General features: G+C 66.3%; 11 protein-coding genes. 10 read left to right on the top strand and 1 reads right to left on the bottom strand.

Going from position 1 to position 10,375, the window contains the following annotated elements:
* Positions 1 to 1,133, bottom strand: a 1,133-nt coding sequence (locus E1263_RS40605) for an MFS transporter (protein ID WP_132177502.1), incomplete at its 3' end; no start/stop codon positions are given.
* Between the two features lie 61 nt (positions 1,134 to 1,194).
* Between E1263_RS40605 and E1263_RS40600 the strand changes: the two genes are divergently transcribed.
* From E1263_RS40600 to E1263_RS40555, 10 genes are all read left to right on the top strand, one after another.
* Positions 1,195 to 2,556, top strand: coding sequence for a pyridoxal phosphate-dependent decarboxylase family protein (locus E1263_RS40600; RefSeq protein ID WP_132177500.1), 1,362 nt, complete (start codon positions 1,195 to 1,197; stop codon positions 2,554 to 2,556).
* 30 nt (positions 2,557 to 2,586) lie between these two features.
* Positions 2,587 to 2,880: a DUF4287 domain-containing protein gene (locus E1263_RS40595; protein WP_132177498.1), complete on the top strand. Its 294-nt coding sequence runs from the start codon at positions 2,587 to 2,589 to the stop codon at positions 2,878 to 2,880.
* A 9-nt stretch (positions 2,881 to 2,889) separates the two neighbouring features.
* The gene (locus E1263_RS40590) at positions 2,890 to 3,630 is read left to right on the top strand and encodes a TrmH family RNA methyltransferase (protein WP_132177496.1); all 741 of its coding nucleotides are present in this window, start codon (positions 2,890 to 2,892) and stop codon (positions 3,628 to 3,630) included.
* Between the two features lie 145 nt (positions 3,631 to 3,775).
* A complete protein-coding gene (locus E1263_RS40585) occupies positions 3,776 to 4,624 on the top strand; it encodes a DUF11 domain-containing protein (RefSeq protein WP_165956930.1) in 849 nt (282 codons plus the stop codon).
* Between the two features lie 167 nt (positions 4,625 to 4,791).
* Entirely contained in the window at positions 4,792 to 6,411 is a 1,620-nt protein-coding gene (locus E1263_RS40580; protein ID WP_132177494.1) for a type 2 periplasmic-binding domain-containing protein, read from the top strand.
* A gap of 32 nt (positions 6,412 to 6,443) precedes the next feature.
* Positions 6,444 to 7,325 (top strand): ABC transporter permease, encoded by an 882-nt coding sequence (locus tag E1263_RS40575; protein WP_132177492.1) that lies wholly within the window; start codon positions 6,444 to 6,446, stop codon positions 7,323 to 7,325.
* Positions 7,322 to 8,197, top strand: coding sequence for a carbohydrate ABC transporter permease (locus E1263_RS40570; RefSeq protein ID WP_132177490.1), 876 nt, complete (start codon positions 7,322 to 7,324; stop codon positions 8,195 to 8,197). The genes E1263_RS40575 and E1263_RS40570 overlap by 4 nt, the downstream gene beginning before the upstream one ends.
* Before the next feature lie 23 nt (positions 8,198 to 8,220).
* Positions 8,221 to 9,201, top strand: a complete 981-nt coding sequence (locus E1263_RS40565) for a LacI family DNA-binding transcriptional regulator (RefSeq protein WP_202869292.1) — start codon at positions 8,221 to 8,223, stop codon at positions 9,199 to 9,201.
* A complete protein-coding gene (locus tag E1263_RS40560; protein WP_132177488.1) occupies positions 9,171 to 9,947 on the top strand; it encodes an aminoglycoside 3'-phosphotransferase in 777 nt (258 codons plus the stop codon). The genes E1263_RS40565 and E1263_RS40560 overlap by 31 nt, the downstream gene beginning before the upstream one ends.
* 13 nt (positions 9,948 to 9,960) lie before the next feature.
* On the top strand, positions 9,961 to 10,375 hold a 415-nt coding region (locus tag E1263_RS40555), incomplete at its 3' end, for a molybdenum cofactor biosysynthesis protein (RefSeq protein WP_132177486.1).

Genomic DNA, 10,375 nt, shown 5'->3' with positions numbered 1-10,375 from the left:
GTGTGGGCGCCGGGGAGGGCGATCACGGGGAGGAGCGCCAGCAGTAGGAAGGCGTAGCGGGGGTGGTTTACGAGGAGGCCTACGGCGGTGGCTGCTAGGAGGCCGCCGGCGTTGCCGGAGAGCCAGATGAGGCCGGCGGCGGTGCCTTCGGAGTCGCTTGTACGGCGTTCTACCAGTTCCAGGACGATGGGGAGCGCTGGGAGGAGTAGCAGGCCGATGAGGGTGATGGTGATGAGGGCGGTTGGGGTGCTGGGGAGGAAGGCCAGTACCGCGCAGCAGAGGGCGGTCGCGCCTAGGGCTGTTACCAGGTAGGGGGATTCGGTGTGGTGGCGGGCGGCCCAGATGGGGATGAGGGCGCTGCCGATCACTCCGGCGATGACGTTCAGCAGGAGGATCACGCTGGCTGTGGTGCTGGATACGCCGGCAGGTTCCAGCAGGGGCTGAGCGAAGGTGCTTAGGGCAACGAAGACGCCGAAAGGGAAGACCGCGAGCACGCAAAGGCGGCGGATCAGGGGGTCGGACCAGGAGGTCCGGAGGGCGGCAAAGACGGCTTGGGGGACGGCAGCAGCGAGTGGGGCGTGGGGGCCGGGGTGACGGAGGGCGGCGGCTAGAAACACAGTCGCCGCGACGCAGAACACTGCGGTGACCACGAGCATTGTGTGGGGGGAGCCGGCGGTGGAGAAGACGGCCGACAGCAGGAAGGCCAGGACCATGCCGGCGAAGATGCTGGCGGTGCCTAGGGCGATGCCGGTGGGGCGGTCTTTCGGGGACAGGTAGCGGCCGGTGATACCGGTGACGGCATTCAGGACCAAGGGCTGGGCCACAGCGCAGATGAGTTGGCCGGCCAGGAGCCAGGCGAAGTGGTCGCCGCCGAGGCGGACCAGCGCGCCGATCGCGGTCAACACAGCGCCGGCCAGGAGAGCCGGGCGGAACCAGCGGTCGAGCAACAGGCCGCAGGGGATCGACAGGACGACGTACAGGAGAGGGAAGACCTGGGCGAGCCAGCCGATGGCGGTTTCGGAGACGGCGTAGTGGCCGGCGGCGACGGTGGTGACGCCGGCGAAGTTGAGCCAGACGAGTTGGGTCGCGGCGCCGACCAGTGAATAGCCGACGATGGCTGACCAGCGACTCATATCCAGCTCCTCCCCACAAGGTTTCGGGAACTCTACGACGGAATCGGCGTAGAAAGGAGGAATGAAGCCGGATTGGGAGGGACCGCTCGGCGAGGCTTATGCGCGGGCGATGACGTACCTGGAAGAGCTACCCGTACGGCGAGTTGGGCCGCGCGATACCGCGGTCGAGTTGCGCGGGAAGTTGGGCGGCCCGTTGCCGCAGGGACCGGGGGATCCGGTGCAGGTGATCGCCCAGCTCGCTGACGGTGTCGAGGACGGCTTGCTGCCCAGCGGCAGTGGCCGGTTCTTCGGGTTCGTGTTCGGCGGAGCCACGCCGACGGCGCTGGCGGCGGATTGGCTGGCGACGGCGTGGGATCAGAATGCAGGCCTGTACGCCGCCGCACCGGCCGCGGCCGTGGTCGAGGAGATCACGGCCGGGTGGCTGGTCGAGCTGTTCGGGTTGCCCGAGCAGACGTCGGTCGGGTTCGTGACCGGCGCGCAGATGGCGAACTTCACCGCGCTCGCGGCCGCGCGGCACGCCGTACTGGCCAAGGCTGGTTGGGATGTCGAGGCGGACGGGCTCAATGGCGCGCCGCCGATTCGAGTGCTGGTCGGGGCTGAGCGGCATGACACGGTGGATCGTGCGTTGCGGTTCCTCGGGTTGGGGACGCGGTGCATCGTGCCGATCGCGGTGGATGGGCAGGGGCGGATGCGGCCGGATGCGCTGGCCCGTGAGCTCAACCAGGGCTTGACGATCGTGTGTGCGCAGGCGGGGAACGTGAACACCGGCGCGATCGATCCGCTGGACGAGATCTGCGAGCTGGCAGGTGACGCCTGGGTGCACGTCGATGGTGCGTTCGGCCTGTGGAGTGCAGTCGGTACGCCGATCAAGGGGCTGGAGAAGGCGGATTCGTGGGCGACGGATGCGCACAAGTGGCTGCAGGTGCCGTACGACTCCGGACTGGTCTTCACCGCCCACCCGGAGGCGCACCGGGCCGCGATGGGCATCAGGGCGTCGTACCTGATCCACGACGAGAACCAGCGGGACCCGCTCGACTACAACCCCGAGTTCTCCCGCCGGGCCCGGGGATTCGCCGTGTACGCGGCGATCCGGGCGCTCGGTCGGAGTGGAATCGTGGAGCTGGTGGAGAGGTGTTGCGCGATGGCGCGACGGTTTGCGGGGCAGCTCCAGCCGTACGTGCTGAACGAGGTCAACCTCAACCAGGTGCTGGTGCGGTTCGGGGACGACGACCTGACCCGAAGGGTCGTCAAGGCGGTGCAGCAGGAGGGCACGGCGTGGATGTCCGGTACGACGTGGCAGGGGCGCGCGGCGATGCGGATCTCGGTGTCGAACTGGACGACCAGCGAGGCGGATGTCGACCGGTCCGTGGAAGTAATTCTCAGGTGTGTCGAAATCGAGCGAGCTCGCTCGACGCAGGGGTGAAGGCAAACCTCAACCGAAGGCAGGCGCGACATGTCGTTCCAGGCGTACTTGGACAAGATCGAAGAGAAGACCGGCCTCACCCCGCGGGTGCTGGTCGATCAGGCGAAGGCGAAGGGGTACGACGCCAAGGACGTGAAGTCCGGGGTCATCTGCGACTGGCTGAAGGCGGATTACGACCTCGGCCGCGGGCACGCGATGGCGCTGGTGCACGTGATCAAGAACGGCGTGACCATCTCCGACAAGCACGTCAATTCCGGCGGCACCCACAGCGATCCGTCGAACACTCTCTGGCTGGATGGCAAGGCCACCAACCCGCTCCAGTAAGTTAGGCGGGTGGAGCCGAAGAAGTCGCCGCGGGACAAGTGGATCACGATCTACGGGCGTAAGCCGGTGCTCGAGGCATTGGATGATCCGAGTTTGTCGGTGGCGAAGGTCGTGGTGGCCGACAACGCCACCGGTGGATCGATGCACGAGATCCTGCGGGCCGCGGAGCGAACCGGTACGCCGGTCGAGCGGGCGACCGCGAGTCGCGTGAAGTGGCTGGCCGGGAACGGGAAGCACGACCAGGGCGTCGTCGCGGATGTGAACGCACCGCGGATGACGCCGCTGGACGAGTTCGTTCGCGAGCGCGGCAAGCGGCCGACGAACGTGTTCCTGCTCGACGGTGTCACGAACCCGGGCAACGTCGGAATGATTCTCCGTACGGCGACCGGTGCCGGTTTCGACGGTGTGATCCTGCCGAGAGCCGGTACGCCGCATGTCGGGCCGCTGGTGATCAAGGCGTCGGCCGGGATCGCGTTCCAGGCGCCGATCGTGAACACGTCGACCGCGAACACGGCCGTCGACACCCTGCGGTCGGCGGGCTATCACGTCTACGGATTGTCGGCGCGGTCGCAGGACTCGCTGTTCAAGACCGAGCTCGCGCCGCGCGCGGTCTACGTGCTGGGCGGCGAGACGAACGGCATCACGGTGAATACCGACTCCGACCTGCAGATTCCGCTGCACGCCGGCGTCGAATCACTGAATGTCGCCGTCGCCGCGGCGATCGTCGCCTTCGAGGTCACGAACCGCTGAGAGTCGTCCGTAACAGTTGAGAGCTGTCCGTAACAAACGGCTGTTTCGAACAGTTGTGGGTTGTGACCGGGGGCACCATACTCATCTCCATCGCCGTTCAGGCGATGGGGGCGGTTCAGTTTCAGTCAATAGTGGGGGGCCACACATGCATGCCTTGAAGTCGCTTTGTGCTGCGCTGGTGACGGTCGTCGCCAGCGCCGTTTTGATCGCTCCGGGGACGGCGCTGGCCGCCGATCCGCCGAGTAGCGCGATCGAGGTCAGCGATACCTCGCTGAATGTCGGCCAGGAGTTCACGATCACCCAGACGGTGCACAACTCCGCATCGTTCACGATCGTGGGCGCCAAGGCCGCGCTGTTCGGGAAGACCGGCGTCTCGCTGCCGTCCATGATCGAGCTGGTCGGTTGTACGGGGGCGACGATCTGTTTCCCGCTGGACATCGAGTTCCGGGCGGCGCTCGGCGACCTGCCCAGTGGCGCGACCCGGACCATCGTCTACACGTTCAAGGTGCTGGATACGGCGCCGGAATCGGTCACGCTGCAGCACCAGTTGCTGGGTGACGAGTACTCCTTCGAGCTGTTCGAGGGAGCGACGTTGACGTTCGCCGCGGCGCAGGTCGATGCCGACATCTCGGTCGGGCTGACCGGCTCGGCGTCCGGCGGGCGGATCAACTACACCGTGACGGTGAAGAACAACGGACCGGCCCCGGCCACCGGGATCAACGTCGCTGCGGCGTACCCGTCCGGCCTGTCGTACGTCGGGGCGAGCGGCTGCACGCGAGTCGGTACGACGCGGAACCTGAACTGTGGTGTCGCATCGCTGGCCGGCGGGGCGTCGGTCACGAAGACGTTCAGCGCGTCGGCCGGGCTGCTGACCACGGGGTCGTTCGTCGCGACCGCGCAGCGGACTGCCAGCTCGCCGACCGACCCGGTCGCGGCCAACGACAAGGCCAGCAAGAGCTGCAGCATCCTGCTCGGGCTGCTGGTGCGCTGCTGATCTGAAGCATCACCTGACCGGCGGTCGCGGGGTAACCACTCCCGCGGCCGTCGTTCTTTATTGGGCGCTGTGTTTTGTCCCTTGCCAGAGACCGCTGCCGTCGTTTACGGTCCGGGTTAACGTTTAAGTGCTCGTTAGTGAGCACTCTACTGTGGCTTGGAGCAGCAATGATCAATCGGCGACGGTTTCTGCAGGTCTCCGGTGCAGCGGTGGTGGCTGGGACCACGCTCGCCGGTTGTGGCGACGGCGGTACGGCGGGTGGTGGCGCCAAAGCATCTGGTGAGCTGAAACTGCCGACGTACAAGCCGTTTGCGGGGTTGCAGCCGGATCTGCCGGGCGCGGAGTCGGGGCTGGAGCCCGGGTTCCTGCGGTTCCCGGGGAACGCGGCCGCGAGCGTCAAGGCGCCGCCGCTGAAGAACGCGGTGACCGCGCTGACCGAGACGTTCGCGACGCCGCCGCCACCGATGGGCAGCAACGCGATGTGGCAGTCGCTGAATCAGGCGCTCGGCGCGGAGCTCAAGCTCACCATCGGCACGGACCCGGGCTATCCGGAGAAGTTCGCCACGTTGCTGGCCAGCGACTCGCTGCCGGACCTGATGTGGCTGCCGCCGAACCAGGGCATCCCGAACATCGGGCCGATGCTGGAAGCCAAGTTCCAGGACCTGACGCCGTACCTGTCGGGTGATGCGGTGCTGGAGTATCCGAACCTGGCCGCGCTGAAGCCGGCGTCCTGGCGGACCGCGGTGGTGAACGGGAAGATCTGGGGAGCGCCGATCCCGTCGACGCCGTTCGGTCAAGTGATGATGGGCAACCCGCGGACCTGGGAGAAGGTCGGCGGGCTGCAAAGCGCGAACGCGGACGAATTCTTTGCCAAGTGCAAGGAGTTGAGCAACGGTACGAACTACGCGCTCGAGCCGTCGATCATCAACATGCTGCACATGTTCGGCGAGTGGTTCGGTGCGCCGAACGGGTGGCGGGTCAACGCGGATCGGTCGCTGACACATCTGTATGAGACCGAGAACTACCGGGCTGCGGTCGAGTACGCCGCGAAGTTGTGGGCGGCGAAGGTGTTCTACCCCGACCTCAACCTGGCCGACGCGACGCCGAAGACGGTGAACGGTCAGATCGCGGCGCAGGTCGTTGTCGGACCGCGCGCGACCTCGGATTTCCGGGCACTCGATCCGTCCCTGTTCGTGGACACGCTGATCCCGTTCGGCCATGACGGTAAGGCGAAACCCGTCTACGACATGGGGTACGGGACGGTCGGATTCACGCCGTTCAAGCAGACTGACGAGGGACGGATCCGCGAGCTGCTCGCGTTGATGGACTACCTGTCGGCGCCGTTCGGGACCAAGGAGTATCTGCAGAAGAACTTCGGGGTCGAGGGCCAGCAGTATCAGTTGGACGCCGGGAAGAACCCGGTGCTGACCAAGGCGGGCACCCAGCAGGCGCCTGGGCTGGTCAGCGCATTGACGATCATGACCTCGCCCGAGAGCGTGATCTTCAACCCGGCCTTCCCGGACGACACCAAGAAGATCTACGAGACCGAGAAGAAGCTGCTGCAGTTCGCGATGCGGAACCCGACCGCGGGCACCTACTCCGACACCAGCAGCAAGGTCGGGCCGAAGCTGACCGCCGCCTTCCGGGACACGATCGTGGACATCGTCACCGGGCGGCAGAAGATCGACGCGTACGACGCAGCGTTGAAGCGCTGGAAATCCGGTGGCGGTGACAAGATGCGGGGCGAGTTTGCCGCCGTACTGCCGGCGAGCGTGCCGGTCTCGTGAGGTTCGCCGAGCGATGGCGCCGGGACTGGCAGATGGTACTGCTGATGGTCCCGGGCGTCGTCTTCCTGCTGGTCTTCTTCTACCTGCCGGTGCTGGGCAATGTCGTTGCCTTCCAGGACTTTCAGCCCTATCTCGGCATCATGCACAGCACCTGGAACGGCGTCCAGAACTTCGTCAACCTGTATGACAACCCGGACTTCTGGGATGCGTTGCGGAACACGCTGGTCCTCGCAGGTGCTCAGTTGCTGCTGTTCTTCCCGGTGCCGATCGGTCTGGCGCTGATCGTGGATTCACTGGTCAGTAACCGGGTACGGCGATGGTTCCAGACCATCGCGTACTTGCCGCACTTCCTGTCCTGGGTGCTCGTGGTGACGCTGTTCCAGCAGTCGCTGGGCGGCGCGGGATTCGTGAACAACCTGCTCCGGCAGGCCGGGCTGGACCCGATTCCGTTCATGACGAACCCCGACACGTTCCCGCTGCTGGTGGTTGCGCAGCTGGTCTGGAAGGACGCGGGCTGGGCAATGATCATCTTCCTGGCGGCGCTGACCACGGTCGATGTCTCGCTCTACGAGGCCGCGGCCGCGGACGGCGCCGGGCGCTGGCGGCGGTTGTGGCACATCACTTTGCCGTCGCTGCGGACGGTCATTGTGCTGCTGCTGATTCTGCGGATCGGCGACATTCTGAGCGTGGGATTCGAGCAATTCATTCTGCAGCGGGACTCGGTCGGGCCGGGAGCGGCCGAAGTACTGGACACCTTCACGTACTACGCAGGTGTGGTCGGCGGCGATTGGAGCAGCGGAGCCGCGGCCGGGCTGGCCAAGGGTGTCGTCGGCGCCTTGCTGTTGTGGGGTGCGAACTCGCTCGCCCATCGGCTCGGTGAGCCCGGGATCTTCCAGCGGAGGGGTGGCTCATGAGGCCGGTCTGGAAAGAGAATCCGTCACCGGCGTACCAGGCGATCAAGGCGATTGTGCTCGGTGGGTTCGCGCTGGCGATCGTCGTACCGATTCTGGTGGTGATCTCGACGTCGTTGGCCAGTGACCAGGACATCATCGAGGCCGGCGGGTATGTGTTGTGGCCGTCGCATCCCACCGTCAAGGCCTACGAGACGTTGTTCAGTGGCGGGCTGATGGGCCGGGCGATTCTGGTCAGCGTGTTCGTGACACTAGTCGGTACGGCGATTGCTCTCGCGGTCACGATCGCGTTGGCCTATGCGACGTCGCGGCCGGTGCTGTTCGGACGGCCGGTGTTGCTGATGGTGCTGTTCACGCTGTTGTTCGCGCCGGGGATCATCCCGATGTTCCTCGTGGTGAAGCAGCTTGGGCTGCTGGACAGCCTGTGGTCGCTGATCCTGCCGGGGGCGCTGGGCGCCTTCAACTTCGTTGTCCTGCGCACCTTCTTCATGAACGTGCCGGGGGAGCTGCTGGAGAGCGCGCGGATCGATGGCGCGAGCGACTTCATGATCCTGCGGAAGATCATCATGCCGTTGTCGAAGGCGGTGATCGCGGTGGTCGGGCTGTTCTACGCGGTCGGGTTCTGGAATGCGTTCTTCAATGCGTTGCTGTATCTGAACGACACGTCGAAGTGGCCGGTCCAGGTGATCCTGCGGACCTACGTCCTGCAGGGGAAATCGCTGTCCGCCGACCAGCTCGGGGTCGAACCGCTCCCGCAACCGCAGTCTCTGCAGATGGCGGTCGTGGTGGTCGCGCTGGTCCCGATCGCGATGGTCTACCCGTTCCTGCAGCGCCATTTCACCAAGGGCGTCATCACAGGTGCCGTCAAAGGCTAGTCACTTCTGCAAGAATCATCCGTATGTCGGACCGGCCCACACTGCGGATGGTTGCGAAGGAGGCGGGGGTCTCGGTCGCGACCGTTTCCTACGTGCTGTCCGGGCGGCACCGCAGTCACACCATCAAGGACTCCACCGCCGACCGCGTGCGGGAGGTGGCGAGCCGGCTCGGGTACCGGCGGAACGACGCGGCCCGGGCGATCCGGACGGGGAAGTCCGACCTGGTGCTGCTGTCGCTGAACGTGCTCGCGGACCCGTGGTCGCAGGCGGTGGCGGACGCTGTCAGCGCGGCGGTTCGGCCGTTGAACAAGACCGCGCTGATCGTTGCCGACGGCGACTGGCGGGCGGTGCTGTCCAATCGGACGCCTGATGTGATCTTCATCGACGGGGTCAGCCCGGAGCCGGAGGAGATCGCCGAGCTGGAGGCGTTCGCCGCGCAGGGCGTGCAGATTGTGGCGTTCAGCGAGACGCTGGAGCCGCGTGGGTTCGACGTGATCCGGTCGGGGGCTGAGCCGCGGTGTCATCTGGCGGTTGAGCATCTGCTGGCCGGCCACGATCGCGTGGGCGCGCTGACCTCGCGGACCTCAGGGTTCCCGCGGTTCGACGCTTATCTGAACACGCTGAAGGCGGCCGGGAAGCCGATTGTCGATGACGACATCGAGGTGTTCGAGCGGCATCCGGAAGGGGCTTACCGGGCCGCGATGACGTTGCTCAGCAAGCCTGATCGGCCATCCGCCATTTACTGTACGACGGACTTCGCGGCGATCGCCGTCGTACGGGCTGCGCATCGGTTGCGGATCGATGTGCCGCGGGATCTGGCCGTGGTCGGGGTGGGGAACACGCCCGAGGGGGAGCACTTGGATCCGTCGCTGTCGACGGTTGGGCCGGTCGGTTTCAATGAGGCGCTGGCGCGGATCATGGTCGGCCGGTTGACGGATCGGGAGGGGGCGCCGGGCCAGGTGTTCGACTTCCCGTGGCAGCTGATCGTGCGGGATTCGTCGTGATCCCGGCGGGGGATGGCTGGGAGCCGATCGAGGTCGGTGAATCCGCTACGTCGGTCTATCGGCGGGGCGCGGTGTTCGCCAAGTGCTGTGATGTGGCGGGCGTGCCTGCGCTGGAGGGTGAGCGGGATCGGGTCGCCTGGTTGGCCGGGACGGGTCTGCCGGGGGCGACGGTTGTCGACTGGTTGTCGTCGTCAGAGGATGGCGCTTGTTTGCTGACGAGTGCGGTGCCCGGGGTGGCGGGGATTGACCTGCCGTCGTGGGGTTGGCTTGGTGCGATGGAGACGCTCGGGCGGACATTGCGCGAGCTGCACTCGGTGCCGGACTGCCCGTTCGAGCGACCGCTGGAGTCGGTGGTCGCTGCCGCGGAGGACGTCGTGCGGCGGGGTGCTGTGAACCCTGATTTCCTGACGGACGAGTGGCGGGAGCGGACACCGGAGTCGTTGCTTGCCCAGGTGGTTGCTGAGAGCCCCTATGTGGCATCGGTGGCGGAGCCGGGGGTTTGTCACGGGGATGCTTGTCTGCCGAACGTCTTCTTTGACCCGTTGACGTTGCGGGTCACTGGGTTCATCGATGTCGGGCGGTTGGGGGTTGCGGATCGGTACTCCGATCTGGCACTGACGACGATCCAGCTGTACGACGTGTGGTCGGTGGATCCGACGCCGTTCCTGACGTCGTACGGGCTGACCGATCCGGATCGGCGGCGGCTGGAGTTCTATCGGCTGCTGGATCCGTTGACCTGGGGATGAGGCTGGCCCGTAGATGAGTCAGGCCGTGGAGATCGTGGCGTTGGTCGTGTCGCCGGTGCATGCGTTCGAGGGGCGGCCGGCGGATGGGCCGCGGCCGGATCCTGCACCGACTAGTCGCCTTGAGGTTGAGATCCGCGCTGGATCGGGGATTGTCGGCGACCGGTATTTCGGGCGGACCGCGCATCGCAACGCTGCCATCACGTTGCTGGATGCGGAGTCGCTGGAGGTGTTCTCGCCAGTGCCGGATCCGGCGGTGTTGAGGCGCAATATCGTGGTTCGGGGGTACCCGATCGATTCGCTGGCGGGGAAGCGGTTCTCGCTCGATTCCGGGGACGGGCCGGTGGAGTTCCAGGGGTATCGGCCGGCCCACCCGTGTGCATGGATGAACGTGGTGATCGGGGCGGGGGCGATGAAGGCGTTGCGGGGGC

This window comes from Kribbella antibiotica (assembly GCF_004349055.1).
GTDB lineage: Bacteria > Actinomycetota > Actinomycetes > Propionibacteriales > Kribbellaceae > Kribbella > Kribbella antibiotica.
This window is presented reverse-complemented; position numbering and strand designations above follow the sequence as displayed.

Coding starts and splice junctions, on each gene's coding strand:
- E1263_RS40600 (WP_132177500.1), top strand. CDS start 1,195: ATGAAGCCGGATTGGGAGGGACCGCTCGGCGAGGCTTATGCGCGGGCG.
- E1263_RS40595 (WP_132177498.1), top strand. CDS start 2,587: ATGTCGTTCCAGGCGTACTTGGACAAGATCGAAGAGAAGACCGGCCTC.
- E1263_RS40585 (WP_165956930.1), top strand. CDS start 3,776: ATGCATGCCTTGAAGTCGCTTTGTGCTGCGCTGGTGACGGTCGTCGCC.
- E1263_RS40580 (WP_132177494.1), top strand. CDS start 4,792: ATGATCAATCGGCGACGGTTTCTGCAGGTCTCCGGTGCAGCGGTGGTG.
- E1263_RS40575 (WP_132177492.1), top strand. CDS start 6,444: ATGGTACTGCTGATGGTCCCGGGCGTCGTCTTCCTGCTGGTCTTCTTC.
- E1263_RS40570 (WP_132177490.1), top strand. CDS start 7,322: ATGAGGCCGGTCTGGAAAGAGAATCCGTCACCGGCGTACCAGGCGATC.
- E1263_RS40565 (WP_202869292.1), top strand. CDS start 8,221: ATGTCGGACCGGCCCACACTGCGGATGGTTGCGAAGGAGGCGGGGGTC.